General features: G+C 68.2%; 18 protein-coding genes. 4 read left to right on the forward strand and 14 right to left on the reverse strand.

Annotated elements, in window-relative coordinates:
• Positions 1 to 117: 117 nt before the first annotated feature.
• The 7 genes from AC3ITM_RS13370 to AC3ITM_RS13400 form a co-directional block, all read right to left on the reverse strand.
• Positions 118 to 1,779 carry a saccharopine dehydrogenase family protein gene (locus AC3ITM_RS13370; protein ID WP_489265637.1) on the reverse strand — a complete coding sequence of 554 codons (1,662 nt, stop codon included), beginning with the start codon at positions 1,777 to 1,779 and terminating at the stop codon, positions 118 to 120.
• 31 nt (positions 1,780 to 1,810) lie between these two features.
• Positions 1,811 to 2,479, reverse strand: a complete 669-nt coding sequence (locus tag AC3ITM_RS13375) for a rhomboid family intramembrane serine protease (RefSeq protein ID WP_489265639.1) — start codon at positions 2,477 to 2,479, stop codon at positions 1,811 to 1,813.
• Between the two features lie 98 nt (positions 2,480 to 2,577).
• Positions 2,578 to 2,937, reverse strand: coding sequence for an MGMT family protein (locus AC3ITM_RS13380; RefSeq protein WP_489265641.1), 360 nt, complete (start codon positions 2,935 to 2,937; stop codon positions 2,578 to 2,580).
• The gene (locus AC3ITM_RS13385) at positions 2,934 to 3,854 is read right to left on the reverse strand and encodes a DMT family transporter (protein WP_489265643.1); all 921 of its coding nucleotides are present in this window, start codon (positions 3,852 to 3,854) and stop codon (positions 2,934 to 2,936) included. The genes AC3ITM_RS13380 and AC3ITM_RS13385 overlap by 4 nt, the downstream gene beginning before the upstream one ends.
• A gap of 205 nt (positions 3,855 to 4,059) precedes the next feature.
• Positions 4,060 to 5,415 carry a glutathione-disulfide reductase gene (gorA, locus tag AC3ITM_RS13390; RefSeq protein ID WP_489265645.1) on the reverse strand — a complete coding sequence of 452 codons (1,356 nt, stop codon included), beginning with the start codon at positions 5,413 to 5,415 and terminating at the stop codon, positions 4,060 to 4,062.
• Positions 5,416 to 5,554: 139 nt separating this feature from the next.
• Positions 5,555 to 6,811 (reverse strand): DUF418 domain-containing protein, encoded by a 1,257-nt coding sequence (locus AC3ITM_RS13395; RefSeq protein WP_489265647.1) that lies wholly within the window; start codon positions 6,809 to 6,811, stop codon positions 5,555 to 5,557.
• 91 nt (positions 6,812 to 6,902) lie between these two features.
• A complete protein-coding gene (locus AC3ITM_RS13400; protein WP_228884331.1) occupies positions 6,903 to 7,382 on the reverse strand; it encodes an FKBP-type peptidyl-prolyl cis-trans isomerase in 480 nt (159 codons plus the stop codon).
• 109 nt (positions 7,383 to 7,491) lie between these two features.
• On the opposite strand from AC3ITM_RS13400, the gene AC3ITM_RS13405 reads away from it, so the two are divergent.
• The 3 genes from AC3ITM_RS13405 (at position 7,492) to AC3ITM_RS13415 (ending at position 10,557) form a co-directional block, all read left to right on the forward strand.
• Entirely contained in the window at positions 7,492 to 8,031 is a 540-nt protein-coding gene (locus AC3ITM_RS13405) for a C40 family peptidase (protein ID WP_489270108.1), read from the forward strand.
• A gap of 131 nt (positions 8,032 to 8,162) precedes the next feature.
• The gene (locus AC3ITM_RS13410; protein WP_489265649.1) at positions 8,163 to 8,936 is read left to right on the forward strand and encodes a C40 family peptidase; all 774 of its coding nucleotides are present in this window, start codon (positions 8,163 to 8,165) and stop codon (positions 8,934 to 8,936) included.
• Positions 8,937 to 9,222: 286 nt separating this feature from the next.
• Positions 9,223 to 10,557: a sigma-54 interaction domain-containing protein gene (locus tag AC3ITM_RS13415; RefSeq protein WP_489265651.1), complete on the forward strand. Its 1,335-nt coding sequence runs from the start codon at positions 9,223 to 9,225 to the stop codon at positions 10,555 to 10,557.
• A 138-nt stretch (positions 10,558 to 10,695) separates the two neighbouring features.
• On the opposite strand, the gene AC3ITM_RS13420 is transcribed toward AC3ITM_RS13415, so the two are convergent.
• The 7 genes from AC3ITM_RS13420 to AC3ITM_RS13450 all read right to left on the reverse strand — a co-directional run bounded on the left by AC3ITM_RS13420 (position 10,696) and on the right by AC3ITM_RS13450 (position 17,881).
• The gene (locus AC3ITM_RS13420; RefSeq protein WP_489265653.1) at positions 10,696 to 11,997 is read right to left on the reverse strand and encodes a hypothetical protein; all 1,302 of its coding nucleotides are present in this window, start codon (positions 11,995 to 11,997) and stop codon (positions 10,696 to 10,698) included.
• Positions 11,998 to 12,044: 47 nt separating this feature from the next.
• Positions 12,045 to 12,806 (reverse strand): hypothetical protein, encoded by a 762-nt coding sequence (locus tag AC3ITM_RS13425; protein WP_489265655.1) that lies wholly within the window; start codon positions 12,804 to 12,806, stop codon positions 12,045 to 12,047.
• An 8-nt stretch (positions 12,807 to 12,814) separates the two neighbouring features.
• Positions 12,815 to 13,513 (reverse strand): C39 family peptidase, encoded by a 699-nt coding sequence (locus tag AC3ITM_RS13430; RefSeq protein WP_489265657.1) that lies wholly within the window; start codon positions 13,511 to 13,513, stop codon positions 12,815 to 12,817.
• A 134-nt stretch (positions 13,514 to 13,647) separates the two neighbouring features.
• Positions 13,648 to 15,036: an adhesin gene (locus AC3ITM_RS13435; RefSeq protein WP_489265659.1), complete on the reverse strand. Its 1,389-nt coding sequence runs from the start codon at positions 15,034 to 15,036 to the stop codon at positions 13,648 to 13,650.
• A gap of 44 nt (positions 15,037 to 15,080) precedes the next feature.
• Complete coding sequence (locus AC3ITM_RS13440; protein WP_489265661.1) at positions 15,081 to 15,722, reverse strand: hypothetical protein; 642 nt, start codon at positions 15,720 to 15,722, stop codon at positions 15,081 to 15,083.
• The gene (locus tag AC3ITM_RS13445; RefSeq protein ID WP_489265663.1) at positions 15,719 to 16,246 is read right to left on the reverse strand and encodes a hypothetical protein; all 528 of its coding nucleotides are present in this window, start codon (positions 16,244 to 16,246) and stop codon (positions 15,719 to 15,721) included. The genes AC3ITM_RS13440 and AC3ITM_RS13445 overlap by 4 nt, the downstream gene beginning before the upstream one ends.
• Positions 16,247 to 16,552: 306 nt before the next feature.
• Positions 16,553 to 17,881, reverse strand: coding sequence for a dicarboxylate/amino acid:cation symporter (locus AC3ITM_RS13450; RefSeq protein WP_489265665.1), 1,329 nt, complete (start codon positions 17,879 to 17,881; stop codon positions 16,553 to 16,555).
• Positions 17,882 to 18,031: 150 nt separating this feature from the next.
• Here AC3ITM_RS13450 and AC3ITM_RS13455 point away from each other — a divergent pair, with 150 nt between their 5' ends.
• A complete protein-coding gene (locus AC3ITM_RS13455) occupies positions 18,032 to 19,741 on the forward strand; it encodes an alkaline phosphatase (protein WP_489265667.1) in 1,710 nt (569 codons plus the stop codon).
• The last annotated feature ends 84 nt before the right edge of the window (positions 19,742 to 19,825 follow it).

Below are 19,825 nucleotides of genomic sequence, written 5' to 3' on the forward strand. Positions count from 1 at the left end.
TGCAATGAAAAGGGCGCCCTCCGGGCGCCCTTTTTTTGGCGCCGTAGGTACCTACCGTTGGTGGGTACTTGCCTCGCGGGCCCAACGCATTGGTATCCACCAACGGTGGGTACCTACCTACCCGGGATCGGCCTGCAGCGTGCCGCGGTAGGCGGCAATCAGACCGACCAGCGGCGCGGCGATCTCCACGTCGAAGACGAAACGGCCATCGCGTCCGGTTTCAAAGGTGCGCCCGCCAGGCAGCAGCGCCTTCGGCAGCGGGATGCCCAGGCACGACCAGCGGCGCGCCACCAGGTGCAGGCGGTCGTCCTCCAGCACCAGTGCCAACGCCACATCCACGATGCCGAACCGCTCGACCAGCAGCCACGCGTTCCTGCCCTGCCCGCGCCGCTGCCAGGACGAGAACGTCCGGCCGTCGAAATCGCGGGTCCAGCGCTCGCCGCCGCGTTCGGGGGCGAAGGCCACGCTCACCGGCACCTCGCGGCCGGCCGGCGGGAAGCCGAACACCGCGCCGACGATCCGCGCCAGCCACCCCGTGCCGCGGCGCACCTCGGCCACACCGGTCCAGCGGCGCGCGTGCGTACCGGCATGCAGCGCCTGCACCGGCGCCGGCAGCGCGCCGTAGGCGCTGCCCAGCAACTGCTGGTACAGGCTTGCGCCAGGCTGCTCGTGGCGGAATCCGCAGTGGATCGAGCGGCCTTCGAACAACCGCTGGTAGTCCGACAGTTCCAGCGCATGGGTGGCCGGGCGCGCGCCTGCGGCAGGCCGCTCACCGGCCAGCAGCTTGCGGATCACCGCCTCGATCGCCATCGATGGAATATACGGGCCGTCATCGCCCTCGGCGAGCAGATGCCAGGTCTGTTCGACCAGCACCCCGTCGCGCCGCCCGCTGGCGCGCACGAACATGCCGCCGCGGTGCTCGCCGAACTTCATCAGGTTCAGAACCGTGTAGAACAGCCGCGCCAGCGGCAGCAGCGACGGCAGGCCGAAACGTGCCCTGGCCCCGGCCAGCAGGTTCAAGATGCGGTGCAGCAGTTCCGGTACCGGGCCGGCACCGATCCAGATATCGGTCAGGGTCGGGTGTTCGGGCGGGATCACCTGCAGGTCGGGCACGTCGACCAGGGAGAAATGCAGGTTGCGCAACGGCAGCTTGCCGGGCACGGCAATGGTGAAGCGCCGGCTTTCGGCCAGGCCACGTCCATGCGCCGCCTGCCCGTTGCGGGTCAGCTTCACCGGCGCGCCGGCATAGCCGACCACCGCCCGCATCACGTTGAGCCCGATCCCGGCATACGGCGACGGCGCAATCCCGCCGTCCACGCTGACGATGTCCATGCTGCCGGCCATCTGCCGCAGCACCGCCGCGGTCAGTACCGGGAAGCTGCTGACCCCGGACAGCACGTAGATGCCCGCCGCCCTGGCCTGCGCATCGAACTGCGCCACCCCGAACACGAAATCGGCCGCGTCGGCAAAATCCAGATAGGGAATCCGCGCCGCGATGCAGGCCTGGACCACCCCGTAGGGCTGGTCGCCATAGTCCTGGAAGGGCCCGGACGCATCCACCACCAGGTCCGGTTGTTCGGCCAGCAACACCGTATCGATGTGCCGGCGGTCCACCTTGAGCGGGCGCAGCACGGGCTGGCCGTGGTAGCTGGCGCAGAACGCGCTGGCGGCCTCCAGGTTGCGGCCGCAGATCAGCAGTTCGAGGCCGGCCAGGTCGGACAGCAGCCGCGCCAGGCGCCCGCCGAACACCCCATAGCCGCCGAGGATCAGTACTTTCACGATGCAGCGTCCCTGCGAGTGTTGCGCCGGCCTACTTCACCCGGCGCAGGTGGTTCGGCCGCGGACCACCGGGCGGCCGTTTGTTGAACGGCGGTTGGCCGCGCCAGTAGCGGATCAGCAGCCAGCCGAACAGCATCCCGCCCAGGTGCGCGAAGTGCGCCACGCCTGGCTGCCAACCGGTGGCGCCCAGCACCAGCTCCATCGCACCGAACACGATCACGAAGGTGCGCGCCTTCATCGGAATCGGCGGGAACAGCAGCATCACCCGCTGGTTGGGGAACAACATGCCGTAGGCCAACAGCAGGCCGAACACGCCCCCCGAGGCGCCCAGCACGGTGGCCGGGTCGGTCATCATCGCGCCCACCAGCAACTGGCACACGCCCGCACCAGCCACGCACACCAGGTAATAGGTCAGGAACCGCTTCTCGCCCCAGGTCTGCTCCAGCGGCGCGCCAAACATGAACAGCGCCAGCATGTTGAAGAACAGATGGCTGAAGCCGCCATGCAGGAAACCGTAGGTCAGCAGCTGCCAGGGCTGGAAGTTGCCGCCGGGCGAGAACGGATCGAAGCCGCCGCGCAGGGGTTGCAGCATGAACGGCTCAAAGGTGCCGTTGCCGAGCAGGAACGGCTGCTGCAGCAGGAACAGCACGATGTTGGCGATCAACAGTGCCTTGGTGACGGTGGGCAGTCGCGGAAACATGGAGGCATCCTTTGGAACCGTGCCCATCATAGCGGCAGTGCCCGGGCCTGGCGGCCACCGGGCGTGTCGCATTCACCCGCGCAGGATGATGCGCCGGGTCAGCCAGGACCCCATAGCGCCGCATCCAGGTCGTCGCCGCCGCTGCGCGGCATCTGCCTGACCCGCCCGCGCTCGATCGCCACGCCTTCGGCGCGCAGCCGCTGGCTCTGCTCGCGCCAGCCGCGCGAGCCCTCCGGCATGGCGATGCGACCATCCGAGCGCAGCACCCGGTGCCAGGGCAGGTCCGGATCCTCGTTCATGCCCAGCACGCGGGCGGTCAACCGCGCCCGGCCCGGCAGGCCGGCCTTGGCCGCCACCTGGCCATAGCCCATCACCTGCCCGCGCGGAATCGCCCGGATCACCGCCAGGATGCGCTCGCGCGCCTGCGCGGCGGCGTCTTCGCCAGCGGCCGCGGTCACCCGCGCACGCGGCTGACCAGCAGCACGCCGACCAGCACCAGCGTCGTCCCCAGGATCTGCCAGGGCCCCATGGGTTCGTCGAGCAGCCATAGACTCATCACGATGGTGGATACCGGACCGAGCATACCCACCTGCGCGGCCAACGACGAGCCGATCCGCTTGACCGCCAGCATGATCGCCAGCACCGGCAGCACCGTACAGACCGTGGCATTGAGCAGCGACAGCCAGTACACCGGCGGCGGTGCCTGGCCCAATGCAACCAGCGGGTGCAGCAGCGCGAAGTGCAGCACGCACAGCACGCAGGCCACGCAGCTGGCATAGGCGGTCAGCCGGATCGCACCGATCCGCGCCACCACTTGGCCACTGCCGAACAGATACAGCGCATAGCTCAGCGCACTGCCCAGCACCAGCGCGCTGCCCAGCACGATGCTTCCGCCTTCCAGCTGCAGGTCGTGGCCGAAGGCCAGCAGCACGCCCAGGTAGCTCAGGCCCAGCGCGGCCAGCTGCCAGCGCCCGGGGCGTTTTTTCAGCAGCACCAGGCTGATCAGCAGCACCAGGGTCGGGTTGAGGTAGAGGATCAACCGCTCCAGGGTCACGCTGATGTATTGCAGGCCCTGGAAATCGAGCAGGCTGGACAGGTAGTAGCCGGTGAAGCCCAGCCACAGCACCCGGCCGCGATCGGCCCAGGACAATGCCGTGGCCCGCCGCGCCGACCACAGCGCCAGCAATGCGAACAACGGAAACGCCATCAGCATGCGCAACGCCAGCAGCGTGGTGGCATCCACGCCGTGCCGGTAGGCCAGCTTGACGATCACCGCCTTGCCCGAGGCGGCAATGGCGCCGACCGCGGCCAGTACGATGCCGCCGGCGGCGATGCGGCTGGACGAGGTGGGCAGCGAGGAAGCGGGTGAAGACATCAGGACGGCGGACAGCCGCACGGAGGCGGCTGGGCAGCGGGGGAACAGGAATTGTCGCATGCTCGGCACCCACCGATTCCAGGCGGGTGGAGCAGCCCCCTTGAGTCAAGGGGGCGCGCCGACAGGCGCGGGGATGTGGGTGATGGTGAGACGGGGCCCAAGGTTTGCATCGCAAACCTTGGGAGCGATGCGCGAATGCGCGTTGCTACCGCATCAGCACGACTTCCTCGGCGGAGGTCGGATGGATCGCCACGGTGTCGTCGAACTGCGCCTTGGTCGCGCCCATCTTCACCGCCAGCGCGAAGCCCTGCAGGATTTCATCGGCGGCATCGCCGAGCAGGTGCACGCCCACCACGCGCTCGTCTTCGCCCACGCAGACCAGCTTGAACAGGCTGCGCTGGGTACCGTCGGACAGCGCCTGCAGCATCGGGCGGAAGTTGCTGCGGTACACGCGTACGTCGTCGTGCTGTTGGCGCGCGTCTTCCTCGCTCAGGCCGACCGCGCCCAGTGCCGGATGCGAGAACACCACGCTGGCCACGTTGTCGTAGTCCATCTTCGCCTGTGGGTTGCCACCGAACAGACGGTCCATCAGCTTGCGCGCCGCGGCGATCGCCACCGGGGTCAGGCCGACCTTGCCGGCGATGTCGCCGACCGCATGCACGCTGGGCACGGCCGTGGTCTGCCAATTGTCGACCTCCACCTCGCCCTTGTCGCCCACCACGATGCCCAGTGCTTCCAATCCCAGCCCGGCGCTGTTGCCGCGGCGCCCGGTGGCGAAGAACACCTGGTCGAAGCGCCCGTCATGCGGACCGTCGTGGCCATAGGCCAACAGATGGTCGCCGTCGCGACGCAGTTCGCGCAGGCGATATCCGAAGTGCAGCTGCACGCCCTGGTCGCGCAGGTTCTCGGCCAGCTGCGCGGTGAGTTCCGCATCGAAGCGTTCCAGCAGGCGTTCGCCGCGCACCAGCAGGGACACCTTGCTGCCCAGTGCCTGCAGCAGTCCGGCAAGCTCGACGGCGATGTAGCCGCCACCGACGATCGCCACCCGCTCGGGCGCCCCGCACAGGTTGAAGAAATCATCGGAGATCGAGCCCAGTTCCGCGCCCGGAATGTCCGGACGCTGCGGGTGGGCTCCGGTGGCGATCAGGATGTGCGCGGCGCTGATGCGCACCCCATCGCTGCATTCCACCGTATGCGCATCGACCAGCCGGCCGCGGCGGGGTACCCGCACCACCTTGCTGCCGTCCAGGCGCTTGAGATAGCTGGCGTGGATGTTGGCGATATACGCCTGGCGGTGCACCACCAGTTCCTTCCAGTCCAGCGCCGGCCGCAGCGGTACATCAAAGCCCATCGCCGCGGCCATGCCGATCCGCTCGGCCAGGTCGGCGGCCAGCCACATCGCCTTCTTCGGCACGCAGCCCACGTTCACGCAGGTGCCGCCCAGCTCGCCCGGCTCCAGCATCGCCACCCGCTGCCCATGCTGGGCGGCGCGGAATGCCGCGGCCAATCCGCCGGAGCCACCGCCCAGCACGATCAGGTCATAGTCGTATTGCATCGTCATTGGCATCGCTCGGCTTGGTAGGTGCAGGGTCGGCGATCGACCCGATATCCAACCCGAGCATGCCATGCGCAGGTGCGCAGCAGAGGTGAGGATGGGCCGAACACTGCGATCCACCCCGGCACCGATCGGTGCCGGCCGCTCACCCCTGCACGGGTCGCCGCAACGCTGGCCACTGCCGGTAGGTCATCGCGCGCCACAGCCATTCCAGCGGGCCAAAGCGGAAAACGCGCAGCCAGGCATGGCTGATCGCCAGCTGCAGGGCGCACAGCAGCAGGGCGAACGGCAGCTGCCACGCGCGCGGCAGCTGTTCGAACGCCCCCAGGCCATAGCCATAGAACACCAGGGTGCAGACCAGCGACTGGCCGATGTAATGGGTCAAGGCCATCTGCCCCATCGGCGCCAGCCACTGCAGGCGCCGGCGCGCGTGCACGGTCCAGGCCAGGTAACCCAGGCACATCAGCAGCGAGGCGATCGAGGACAGGGCAAAGGCGGCCCCGCTGACCGGGGTGAACGTGCCCGGCGCCACATACGGCACCCACGCCGCACTGCCCAGCATCAACGCCAGCCCCAGTGGCAGGGCGATCCAGCGCAGACGGCGGTACAGGCGTTCAAACCGTTCGGGGTGGGCCAGCGCACCGCTGCGCCCGAACCAGCTGCCGATCAGGAACATGCCCAGCACTTCCGGGCCGACCACCACGATCGCGGTGGACGAGGCGCCCAGGTCATGCAGGCGTTGCAGCACGGCCTGCGCGTAGCTGCCATGGCCGTAAGCCTGGCGCTGTTGTTCGATCACCTGCTGGGCCTGCACCAGCGTCTCGCGCAGTTGCGCGTTGCCCACCTCCACATGCGCGGCCAGGCCCATCATCGCGCCCAGCAGCAGCATCAGCACCGCCGCCGCCAGGTAGACCAGAACGCCCATGGCCGGCAGCCAGCGCGTGGGCGCCTCGCGGCAGGCCAGCAGCGGCAGCGACATCAGCGCATAGATCATCAGGATGTCGCCGGACCAGACCAGCAGCGCATGGCACAGGCCGATCAGCAGCAGCGCGGCGCTGCGGCGCAGGTAGAACGGGGCGAAGTCGCGCCGCGCCGCCTCGGCGCGCTGGGCCATGATCGAAAACCCGGCACCGAACAGCAGCGAGAACAGCGTGAAGAACTTGCCCTGCACCAGCACGTAGACCAGCGCGTCGGCGGCATAGTCCAAGCCCTGCCAGTGCGGGTCGATGCCGGTGAAGGACAGATCCAGCGGTCCGCTGAAGGCCTCCATGTTCATCAGCAGAATGCCGATCAGCGCCACCGCGCGCAGGATATCCAGGACCGCGATGCGGTCGCCGGCAGCCACTGGCTGCAGGGAAAGAGAAGCAGCGTTCACAGGCAATCCGCGGACCGGGGCGGCCATTATGCCGTTGCCTGCGCCGCTGGTGTCCGACCGTGGGTCGGACCTACCAGCGCGCGGGGGCAGGCCCGGGCGACGCCCGGACCTGCATCAATCAATGCTGGTGACCGCCATCGCCGTGCACGTGGCCGTGTTCGAGTTCTTCGGCCGCCGCTTCGCGCACGTCGATGATCTCCACCGCGAAATGCAGGTCCTTGCCGGCCATCGGATGATTCAGGTCGACGTCGACCACGCTCATGCCGACCTTCTGCACGGTGACCGCGCGCGGGCCGAAGTTGGTCTGCAGCACTACCTGCTGGCCCGGGACCAACCGGGTATTGCCGAAATGCTTCTTCGGCACGCGCTGGGTCAGGCCCTCGCGGCGCTCGCCGTAGGCGTCGGCCGCCTTCACATCGACATCGAAGCTGGCGCCGGCTTCCTGATCCATCATGGCGTTTTCCAGGCCCGGGATGATGTTGCCGTGGCCGATCAGGATCGCCAGCGGATCACGGTCCCTGGAGCTTTCGATCGGCTCCTGGCCCTGCTCGGCAACGGTGTAATGGAAACGGACGACGCGGTCTTTTTCGATCTTCATGCGCAACTCTGGGTGGTCGCTGCCGGGGCAGACGGGTGGGGCGGGTTGTCGCCCGCCGGATACGCCGCCATCATGACGGCCTCCTGAGATGGCGCATTATCCGGACATCATGCAGCTGACGCCAGTTTCCACCGCACTCCGCCATTGCATCGGCCTGTCCCTGTTGGCCGCCACGCTGCTGCTCGCCGCCTGCGGTGGCGGCAAGAACAGCCGCCCGTCCGCACCGCCGGCCTCCACCCGGGTCTGGCCCAGCGTTGCCCCGAACGACCCGCAGGCGGCCAACGCGGTGCTGATGCGCGCCATCGGCCTGGTCGGTACGCCCTACCGCTACGGCGGCAACACCCCCGAGTCCGGTTTCGACTGCAGCGGGTTGGTGACTTATGTCTATCGCGAGATGCTCGACCTGAAGCTGCCGCGCACCTCGCGCGACCTGGCGGCGGTGCAGGGCCCGAAGATCGACCCGCAGCGGCTGGCACCGGGCGACCTGGTGTTCTTCGGCAGCCGCGGCAATGTTTCGCACGTGGGCATCTATGTCGGCGAAGGGCGCTTCGTGCACGCCCCCAGCACCGGCGGCACGGTCCGCCTGGATTCGCTGGGCGGGTCGTACTGGAAGGACCACTACACCGGCGCGAAACGTGTCCTGCACTAAACTGAACAGGGGTAAGGTCCGATTTTGTGATGGACATCACATGCTTCTAAACGAAAATTTAACGAAATTTGTACTTAATCACCCGGCTTACACGGCATGATCACCCATCGTTTTTATTCAGTGACCGCCGCGTGACGACAGCCGACCTGCCAAATCAAGGCCAGACCGCCGCCCCCAGGCGTAGCACCCGACCCGTTTTCCTCGCCCTTGCGCTTTGCCTGTCCAGCCTTCCAGCCTGGGCCCAGACCGCACCGACGACCGCTGTAGACGCCGCTCCGGCTGGCGCCAGCACCCCCGAATCCTCCGCGGTGGCCAAGCCCAAAGCCGATGCCCCCGCCCGCAGCAAGGCCGATGCCGCTGCCAGCGCCACCCTCGCCGCCCTGCTGCCGCACCTGGCGGCCAACGACACCATCCCGCTGATGGACCGCTCGGCGATGTTCGCCGGCGATCTCAGCCGCCTGCTCGCCAACTACGACGCCAGCACCGCCAATGGCGCGGTGGTCGGTGGCGCGGCCGACAACGGCAAGGTGCAGTCCCTGCTGCGCCGCGCGATGACCCTGCTGGGCACGCCGTACCGCTGGGGCGGCACCTCGCCGGACAGCGGCTTCGACTGCAGCGGCCTGGTCGGCTACGTGTTCCGCACTGCCCTGGGCATCGAACTGCCGCGCGTCTCGCGTGAGATGGCCCACGACGGCGAGGCCCAGCTGATCAACGACCGCAATGCGCTGGCCGCTGGCGATCTGGTGTTCTTCGGCCGCAAGGGCCGGGTCGACCATGTCGGCATCTATGTCGGCGAAGGCCGCTTCCTGCATGCCCCGAGCACCGGCAAGGACGTGCGCGTGGACAGCCTGATGAGCGGTTACTGGAGCGGCAAGTTCATGCAGGCCCGCCGCGTCGACCTGTAACGGCCGGCTGCACGCCCCCTGCCTGAAGGCCGCTGCCCTGCAGCGGCCTTTTTCGTTGGCCAGCCGCATCCTGCCCGGGGATGGGCGTGGGCGCACGGTCGCCCGCACTGATGGCCGCTGCGCGTCCCAATCGGCGTTGTACCTGTAGTCGTTGCCAGCCATTGGCGGCCGACGATGCGCCTGCGGCCGAACGGCAGCGGGCGACGGACCCGGACGTGGGGCGGCACGTCCATGGCACCCACGCTGACCCAGGTACCGCCCGAACCCTTCGTCGACACGGTGACGCATGGCGGCAGTCCCTGATGTTCCGGCCCGGTGTGTAATCTGGTTTGGGCACCCGTTGGCGGCCGAGCGTGCCGCCCTGGCCGCGGCCGGCTGGCAGGTGCGCGGGGTGGTCACCGACGACTGCATGGCCATCGGCATGCGCGGCCGCGACCAGGTGGTCGGGCTGCTCGACCTGCGCACCACGGTGCCGGACAATCCCGCCCGCCTGCAGGCCCTGCTCGACCAGCACCGGCACATGGCCCTGCTGGCGATCCTGCCGGCCGCAACATCGCCCTCGTTGCCGGCCCTGCAACCGCTGTTGGCCGGCTGCCTGGAAACCTATGCCGCCCCGCTCGACCTGGCCCGCATGGTCAGCCGCCTGCAGCAGCTGGCCGGCGATGCCCAGTGCACGCCCGTGCACGGCGCGCCGTCGCTGATCGGCGAAAGCGCGGTGCTGCAGGTCGCCCGCCAGGCCATCCGCAAATTCGCACCGGTCGACCTGCCGGTGCTGATCACCGGCGAAACCGGCACCGGCAAGGAACTGGCCGCCCAGGCCCTGCATGCGTTGTCGCCGCGCCATGCGCGCCCGTTCCTGGCCATCAACTGCGGGGCCATCCCCGCCGCGCTGGTGCAGTCGGAACTGTTCGGCCACGAACGCGGCGCCTTCACCGGCGCGGCCAGCCGGCGATTGGGCCTGTTCGAGACGGCCAGCGGCGGCACCGTGTTCCTGGACGAGATCGGCGACCTGCCGCTGGATGCGCAGACCAACCTGTTGCGGGTACTGCAGGAAGGCACCGTCGAACGGGTCGGCAGCAACCGGCCGCTGGCGGTGGACGTACGCGTGCTGGCGGCCACCCATGTCGACCTGGAACAGGCGGTGGCGCAGGGCCGGTTCCGTCGCGACCTGTTCTATCGGCTCAACGTGCTGCGCCTGCCGCTACCGCCGCTGCGCGACCGCGGCAGCGACATCGCCCTGCTGGCGCGCCACTTCCTGGCCAGTTTCCGCGACCGCCACGTAACCCGCGCGCGCGGCTTCACCGGCGAGGCGATCCGGGCGCTGGAGAGCTTTGCCTGGCCCGGCAACGTGCGTGAACTGCTCAACCGGGTACAGCGCGCGGCGATCGTCGCCGAAGGCGAACTTATCGATGCCGGCGATCTGGAACTGCAACCGGCGCAACCGGCTATCCCGTACCCGCTGCACGACGCGCGCCGCCTGGCCGAGCGCGACACCCTGCTGCGTGCGCTGCGCCAGGCCGATTTCAACATCAGCGCCTGCGCCCGCCACATGCAGGTCTCGCGCGTCACCATCTACCGCCTGTGCCGCAAGCACCAGCTCGCCCTCCCCGAACTGCGCTGATCCATCGCCAGCACCCAGCCCCGGGCAATCCAAAAATCCATCCGACAAGGAGCCCCCCTTCGTGTTGAAGGGGGGGCGCGCCGAAGGCGCGGGGGTTTAGGTGGAATGCTCCACCGTACATGCTGTGAGCGGCAACGCTCACAGCATGTACGGCACCTTGAAGGCCAGCGTGAAATCCGGCGCGTCCGGGGTCAGGCCGATGCCCAGCATGCTGACCAGGGTGGTGTTGCGGTTGAGCGCATAGGTGATGCCCAGGTTGAGGGTGCCGGCATTGGCGTCGCTGCCGATCACCTTGAACCACTGCCCGTTGCGGTAGCGGGTGGATGCACGGCTGCTGAGCTTGTCGCTGAAGGAAATGCTCAGGCTGGTGCGCTCGTTGAAGGCAAACGCCACGCCCGCACCGAAGTAATACGACCCGCCCAGCTTCACCTCGCCGGGGTTGACCGTATCGGGGTTGGCATCCAGGTCGTCGAAGCCGCGCGGGAAAGAGTGGATGTAGCCGATATTGGCGAACAGGATCGCCGGGTCGGCGGTCTTGACCGCCGACAGCCCGACATTGGCCTGCCAGACGCCGTTGCCGGTGGGCTGCTGCTCGGGCACGGCAAACCGGATGTAGTCATCGTCATCGCGCTCCAGCACCGTCCAGTCCAGCCCATACGGCGCCCGTCCGGTCGGCGCGGTTGCACCCACGGTAAGCACCGTCTCCGGCCAGCGTCCGTGTTCGGCGAACAGGCGGTAGTTGGCGCTCAGGCCGACATCGCCGATGCCGGTGCCGGTGGTTTCCTCCTGCGCGATGGCGGCGGCCGAGCCACCGGCACCGCCTTTCTGGAACACGGTCTTGCGCGCCAGATAGGGCACATCCAGGTTCAGGGTCAACCGTGGGCTGACACCCCAGCGCGCGGCCAGGTTGTAGGTCAGCGTGTCCGATTCGACGTTCTCGATGGCGATGTTGCCCAGGAAGATCGCATCCAGTGCCAGGAAGCCGTTGAGGGTGACCTGCTTGCGGTCATAGCGCGCGTAGGTGAGGCTGTTTTCGAGGGTGAAGCGACGGCTGAACAAGGCCGCCTGCTGCTGCTTGACGTCGTCGACGCTGCGCCGCGACGCCTGCCTGGCCTGCTGGGCCTCTTCGGCACTGCTGGCGTAGCCGTCATTGCCGGCCGCTGCTGCCGGTGCAGCGGCAGGCAGCGGTGGCGGCGTGGTGCCGCCGGGCGCTGCGGCGGTCCTGCCGGACAGCCGGGCCTGCATCGCCTGTACCTGCATGTCCAGTTCGCGCAGCCGGCGTACTTCCTGGGCGTAGTTGGCCTTGAGGGTTTCCAGCTGCGCGATCAGCGCCTTGACGTCGGCCTCATTGGCCGGTGCCGCCTGCGCGTGCGCGCCGGCGGCGGCGATCAGTGCCAGCGCCGCCAGCGCCAGCGGTGTTGCCCGTATCGAGGTGTGCATTGCCTTGGTCCATGTTGTGTTGTCATGCCCCCTGCCCGGCCCTGGGATTACTGGCCCGGCCCCATGCCCACGCCCCGCACCAGCGTCATCGCCTGGGCCACGTTCTGGCTCAGCGGAACGTTGCTGGCCAGGGACTGCCTGACAAGATCGATCTGCATGCGGTTGCTGGCGGCCTGGCCGTCGCTGCCCAGCGCGATGCTCTGGCCGACGCTGCCGCTGCGGATCCACTGCTGCACCGCACCGACGCCGTCGATCTGCAGCTGCACCCTGGCGTTGTTGCCGTCCAGCTGCGCCACCGCGTTGACCCGGCCCTGCTGCACGCTGGCCAGCGTCTGGCCCTGCGCCGTCGCTGCGGCGGGCACATCGCCATCGCGCACGGTGAGCGCGGTGGTGTTGTGGGCCAGGTTGCCGTCACCGGCCAGCTGGATGCTCTGGGTCAGCCCGGCCACGTTCTGCAGGCCGCTGGCATCGATGCTGCGGCCGGTGAAGACCGGCAGCGGCGCATCGACGGCGGTCACCGTCACCGATGGGGTGAAGCTCACTTTTGGCGTGCCGCCGGCACGGAAATCCATGCCCAGGGTCAGCGCGCTGCGGGCTGCCTGCCCACCGCTGTTCCACTGGGTGATCATGGTCACTCCGAACCAGGCCACACTGCTGCCGTTGACCGCGTAGCGCCCACGCATCAGGCTCAACTCGGGATCGGGGATTTCATTGAGACCCTTGCCGGGCCGTCCTTCCTGGGCATGCACCGGTGCAGCCCCCAACAGGGTCAGCAGCAGTACGCCTTGAGTGCAGCGTGCGATGTTCATGGTGCCTCCTAGAACAAGTCGGCATGGGTGAAGCCGAAATCGACCAGCTCCGCTTCGGTGATCGGCCCCTGTCGCGCATACAGCGAACGCGCACTGGGCCGTTGCCCGGGCTGCAGCAGCACCGTGTTGCGATCGAAGTCACTGCCGATCACGACGAATACGGCGCGCGACGGCCATGCCGCGAGAAATTCGCTGACGGGGATACTGCGATTGCCCAGGATCGGGTCGGCCAGATCCACCACATCGCCGCGGACCTGTTTGAGGACCACGAAATGGCGGAAGCCACGCACATCCATCAGCACCAGTCCGGGCACGCGCAGCGAGCGCAGGCGCTCTTCATCGACGCGGTAGCCGCGCCCACGCATGCCCAGCGATTCCACGTAACGCTTGACGTCCAGCAGCGAAAAACCGCGCTGGTGGACCAGTTGCGGATCGGCCACCCCCATCATGCCTTCGATCACCGTGCCTTCGTCGGCCTCCAGGTGGTAGGCATGGCGCAGCAGGGTGGCCAGTGCGGCCGCGCCGCAGCTGTAATCGGTGTGTTGCCGCACCACGTTGCGGAAGCGCCGCTCCTGCATGCTTTCCACGTGCCGGGTAAGCACCGCCCCATTGGGCAGCACGCCGCTGAAACCGATCTCGCCGGCGCGCACGGCGCCACACGGCAGCAACAGCAGCAACAACGACCCGCACAGTGCGTGCTTGAACATCGGCGTGGCTCCGGATAGGTGGGAGCCCCTGCCCCAAAGGGGGAGGATGGGACAGGGACCCCCGGGAACCCGGTCATTGGCGGATGGCCGGGCTTGTTGCGCTCAACGCGTGTTGCCTGCGGAACCGGACAGACTTACTGTTCCGGGCCACCGCCACCGCCGCCGGTGGACGGCTGGGCAACGGCCAGCGCCAGGCTGTTGGCCTGCAGGTTGCCGGTGCCGGCCGCGACGTTCACCCCGATGTTGCCGGTGGCGCCGGAGAACGCGCTGCCCGACAGTGCCGCGGTGTTGGTCGCATCCACGTTCACCCAGCGGGTGGTGGAGACGGTGCCGCTCAGGCTGGCGTACAGGTCGGCCACCCCCAGTTCGACGAACCGGCTGGTGCCGCTCTCATCGGTATCGAAGGCGATACCGCCCACGCCTTCCCGGTTCGGGTTGGCCGTTGCGTTCTGGATCTCGTTGTCCATATCGATGTGGCCGGTGGCACTGCCACTGGGATGGTCGAGCTCACCATTCCAGGTGTCGAGGTAGTAGTTGTCCTTCTGGTAGGCGTTGCCGCTGCCGCTGTAGGTGCCCGCGCCCACCGCCAGCGTGCCGCCGGCCACGCGGCCGCGCAGGCTGACATCGACGGTGTCGGTCATCGAGCGCAGGTAGCCGGCGTTGGCCACGCTGTTGCCCGAGGACACCTGGTTGGAGCTGATGCTGGAAGTGGCATAGGCACTGGTGGCCACCGAGGCAGCCAGCGCGTTCTTCTGCTCGTTGTTGTTACCCGAGGCGATGTTCACCCCGAGGTTGCCCGACGCACCGCTGAAGGCAGCCCCGCCCAGGCCGGCGGCATTGGTCACCCCGGCATTGAGCGTGGTGTTGCCGGTACCGGACTGGTTGACGAACACTTCGGCATCGGCCATGCCGAAGCTGAAGGACGCGTCGGCCGCCGACAGCGAGGCGGCATTGTCCTGCGCGTTGTTGTCGCCGGCAGCTACGTTGAAGCCCAGGTTGCCCGACGCATCGGTGCCGACGTCATCGGCGATCGAAGCGCTGTTGGTGACCAGGCTGTTGGCCGCGGTGTTGTTGCTGATCGACTGGCGGTTGTCGATCACCGCGATCGCGGCCGAATCCAGGTCGATCGAACCGGTGATTTCCGGGTCGCCGGAGAAGCGGATGTCCGAACTCAGGCGCAGATCCTTTTCCAGATTCACATCGACGCCGTGGTTGTTCTTTTCCTTGCGCTCGTTGGCCTGGATGCTGCTGTTCTCGTTGACCGTCACATTGCGGTTGCGGGTCACATCGCTGTTGACGGTGGAATTGCTGGTGCTGTTGGTGGTGGTGTTGCGGGTGCGGTTCCAGGTGCGCGAGTCGGTACTGGTATCGGTATCGGTGTTGGTGCGCGTTTCGGTCACGTTGTGCACGTGGTTGATGTTGGCGCTTTGGTTCTGGTTGTCGCCCCAGCCATCGGCGCCGGCCGAGGCCGATGCGGCGGCGATGGCCAGTGCCAGTACGGTCCGTTTCATGTTGGTATTCATGGTGCCCTCTCTCTCATCACAGACAATCGGGTGGATGTGACTGCTCACGGGGTGGACTGCACCGAAATGCTCAGTTGATTGGCGGTGGCGTTGCCGGATCCCGCGATCTGATTGAGTTGCAGGACGCCGGCCAAGCCCTGCAGCGCGGTGGCTTCCACCGCCACGCTGCGGGTTCCAGCGGACGTGCCGCTGTTGGCGGTGCCCTGCCCCCCTGCTGACGCGATCACCCCCGACGCGGCCAAGGCCTCGTCGCTGGACTCGCGTATGCCCTGTTGCGCCAGCGTGGCAGCGACGACGTTGAGCGTCGCGTTGCCGGTGCCGCTGGCCTGGTTGATCATGACGACGCCGCTGGCGCCGTTCAGTGCCTGCCCGCCGATACTGGCGCTGGCATCCATCGCGCCCTCGCCCAGCACCCGGTTGGCGCGGTGCTGCTGGCGGGCATTGATGGCGATATGCGCGTTGCCGCCATTGGCGATGGCCAGCAGGTTGGCCTGCTGGTTCAGATCGCCGGCGGCCATGTTGACGGTGATGGCGCCATCGGCCGCAGACAGCGCGCGGCCGTCGATGCGGCTGGTAGTGAGATAGGACAGCATGCCGGAGTAGTCATCGGCCTGCTGCGCCTGCAGCGGCAGCGGCGATGCCATGGCCGTGACCGTAGCCAGCAGCAGTCGGTGCAGGCGCTTCATTTGCCCGGCCCGCCCGCAGGTGCGCCGAGCGGGAACTGCGCCAGCGCGCCGCGCACCTGGTCGCCGATGCCGCGGGTCGCCCCGCTCACCGCGCCCATCGGCCCGCCGATCGCATTGCTCAGTTGCCCGCCGGACAGCATGCCGTTATCGGTGGCCTTGCCCAGGGTGGCGGTGACGTTGGTACCGGTAGCGCGTTCGATGGTGGTCGGGGCGTGCCCGGCCCCGCCGCCGGGGTTGGCGCCCAGCGCGGCGTAGTCGGCGTCGCTGAGTTCGTCCAGACCGGTCGCGGTACCCAGCGCCTGCCCCACTTCGCGCTTGGGCGAGGGATCGGCGATCAGCGCCATGCCCGGCGGTGCCGGCCGGTAGGCAGGCCGTGCCGGGACATCGCGCAGCAGCACGATCTCACCGGGCAGCGCCTTCACCCCCTGGCGCGCGCCGGAGGCCTGCGCGGCCATCGGCAACGCCAGCGCGGCCAGCAGGCAAACGCCGGCGCGGGTCGTGCGATGTGCGGCAATGCGGTCCATGGCGCCCTCCTCGAAACGTGCCGAGGGGTAACGCAGCAATCGTGCCAACTGCCAAACCCTGCAATGGCGCGGGTTTGGTGGGCCTGCCCGGGCTCATGGCGCAACGGGGATGTTACAGCGCCGTTGGCGACCGGCCGGCTGAACCAGCGCATCTTGCCGCCACACTCCCGTTTTTGCTGGCCTGGCAGGGGGGTGTATCACCGGTGTTGCACCGGTCGATACACCCGTTACAGCCCCTGCTCAGGTTGCCGGATACAGAACAGGCCCGCATCGGCGGGCCCGTGGTATCGAGCGCACCCGCTGCGCTCAGGACGCTTTTTTCTCCAGCTCGTCCACCCCCAGGTTGGTCGAGGGATTGTCGTATACCGACTGATCCAGCAACCCGGTTTCCTTGGCCACCAGCACCGGCACCAGCATCTGCCCGGTGACATTGGTCATGGTCCGCATCATGTCCAGGATGCGGTCGATCGCGTACAGGTAGCCGATGGTTTCCAGCGGCAGGTTGGCCGCGCTCAACACCACCGTGGCCATCACCACCGCCGTGCCCGGCACGCCGGCCGTGCCGAAACTGCCCAGCACCGAGGCGATCAACACCACGATGTACTGCTCCGGGGTGAGCGGCGTGCCGGTGTACTGGGCGATGAATACCGCGCACAGCGCCGGGTAGATCGCACCGCAGCCATCCATCTTGATGCTGGCGCCCAGTGGCACCGCGAACGAAGCGTAATCCTTGTTCACCCCCAGGTTGTGGGTGATCGAACGCATCGCCGCCGGCATCGCCGCAAAGCTCGACGAACTCACGAACGCCACCTGCATGCCCGGCGCCGCGCCACGGAAGAACTTCAGCGGATTCAGGCCATGCGACAACAGCAGCCCGCCGTACACCACCACGATGTGGAACGCGCATGCCACGTACAGCGCCAGCACGAAACTGCCCAGCGGCAGCAGCTTCTCGAAGCCGTAGCTGCCGACCAGGCCGGCGATCAGGCCGAAGGTACCCAGCGGGGTCATCTCCAGCACGAAGCGGGTGACCTGGATCATGATCTCGCTCAGCTGCCCGGTCAGCTTGCGCGCCTCGGCGACCTTGTCGCCCAGCTTGACCATCGCAAAACCCAGCAGCCCGGCAAAGAAGATCACCGGCAGGATCGAACCGCGCCCGGGTACCAGCACCGTCTCGCCGGCCGCGTTGAGCTTGGTACCGATGCCGGTCAAGGCATAGAACACGTTGGACGGCACCACATCCATCAGCACCTTGATCACGCTGGGCACTTCGCGCGGCGTGTAGCCGTGGTCCATGCTCAGGCTCAGGTTGCCGGTGCCCGGCTGCAGCAGCGTGCCCACCGCCAGGCCCACGCAGACCGCCAGCGCGGCGGTGATGATGAACCACAGGAAGGTGCGCCCGCCCAGCGCGGCCACCGACTTCTGCCCGTGCAGCGAGGAGATCGCATTGATCACCGCGAAGAACACCAGCGGCACCGCGATCATCTTGATCAGGGTGACGTACAGGTCCCCGAGCGGACCGAACCAGGTTTCCGCCGCCGGCCCGAGCAGCCAGCCGGCCAGCGCACCCAGCACGAAGCCGCCGAGCACCCGTTGCCAGAACGGAATCCGCAACCAGGCAGAGACCAGCTTCATGAGCGTTCCAGAGAGAATTCGACAGCTAGGCACCTTAGCCCAACCTTGCCCCCCGGAACGAGACGCACACGGAAAATCAGCGTGTCATCGGCGTGCCTTGCGTCCTTCTGCATAATGAACGCCCGTTTCACCTGTGAGATATGCCTGTCCATGTCCCGTACCACGTCCCTGGTGGCGGCCATCGCCACCACCCTGCTGCTGGGCGCCTGCGCCAGCACTTCCCCCGCCCCCAGCGCCGCCGGCGCGGTTGCGGTCGACGTCCCCGCCGTGGCCCACCCGGCCGGTGAAACCCCGCAATGGTGGTACCGCAGCGGCGCCGCCCGCGCCGCCGGCAACGGTGCCATGGACGGCAAGGCAAAGAACGTCATCCTGTTCCTCGGCGACGGCATGAGCCTGACCACCGTGGCCGCCGCCCGCATCTTCGAGGGCCAGCGCAACGGCAACCCCGGCGAAGAGAACCTGCTGTCCTGGGAACGCTTCCCGGCTACCGCATTCAGCAAGACCTACAACACCGATTCGCAGACCCCCGACTCGGCCGGGACCATGACCGCCATCACCACCGGCGTGAAGACCCACATGGGCGCCATCGGCGTCAGCGCCGGCACCCGCAATGACTGCGCCGACAGCCTCAACAAGGAACTGCTGACCTGGCTGCAGCTGGCCGACAGCGCCGGCATGGCCACCGGCATCGTCTCCACCGCGCGCCTGACCCACGCCACCCCGGCGGCCACCTATGCGCACTCGCCCGAGCGCAACTGGGAAAACGACGCCGACCTGCCCGAGGCCGCCAAGGCCGCCGGCTGCAAGGACATCGCCCAGCAGCTGCTGTCCACCTCGCGCTACGGCCGCGGCCCGCTGGTTGCCCTGGGCGGCGGCCGCGCCCAGTTCACCACCGTCCAGGAGCGCGATCCGGAGTACGACGACAAGGTCGGCCAGCGCCTGGACGGGCGCAACCTGGTCGGCGAATGGCAGCAGGCCCATCCGCGCGGCGCCTATGTGTGGAACGCCAAACAGCTGCAGGCCGCCGCCGATGCGCCGGCGATCCTGGGCCTGTTCGAGCCGGACCACATGCGCTACGAAGCCGAACGCAAGGACGACCCGGCCGGCGAACCCAGCCTGGCCGAGCTGACCCGTGCGGCGATCGGCACCCTGGCCAGGCACCAGGAAGGCTACGTGCTGATGGTCGAAGGCGCCCGCATCGACCATGCCAACCACAGCGGCAACGCCTACCGCGCGCTGAGCGATACCGTGGCGCTGTCCGATGCGGTGCGCGCCGCGGTGGAGGCCACCTCCGACCAGGACACCCTGATCATCGTAACCGCCGACCACTCCCATACCCTGAACTTCGTCGGCTACCCGGCCCGCGGCAACCCGATCCTGGGCAAGGTCAAGGACAAGGGCGGCGAAGACGGCACCGGCGCCCTGGACCTGGCCCGCGACGGCCTGGGCCTGCCTTACACCACCCTGACCTACGCCAACGGCCCCGGTTACACCGGCAGCAGCAACCAGCAGCCGGCCGGCCCCAAGCGTTACCCGCACAACCCCAGCAGCTTCGACCCGGCCGCCGGCCGCCCGGACCTGAGCCACGTCGACACCGAAGACGAGGACTACATGCAGGAAGCGCTGGTGCCGAGCAAGAGTGAAACCCATGGCGGCGAAGACGTCGGCATCTGGGCGCGCGGCCCGGGCAGCAAAGCGGTCGGTGGCACCATGGAACAGAACGCGATCTACCACCTGATCGTGCAGGCCACCCCGCGCCTGCGCCAGCGCCTGTGCCAGGCCGGCACCTGCGATGCCAAGGGCGTGCCGGTGGAACTGCCCAAGCCGGCCGCGTTCGAACGCAGCCCCGCCGCCCGCTGACCGCGGCGCCCGGGCAGCGGGTAGCCACCGACCCTGGGTCGGTGCGATAACGGGTGCCGGCCCAGTGCCGGCACTCCCCGCCCC

Source organism: Stenotrophomonas sp. KH_029 (genome assembly GCF_057839765.1).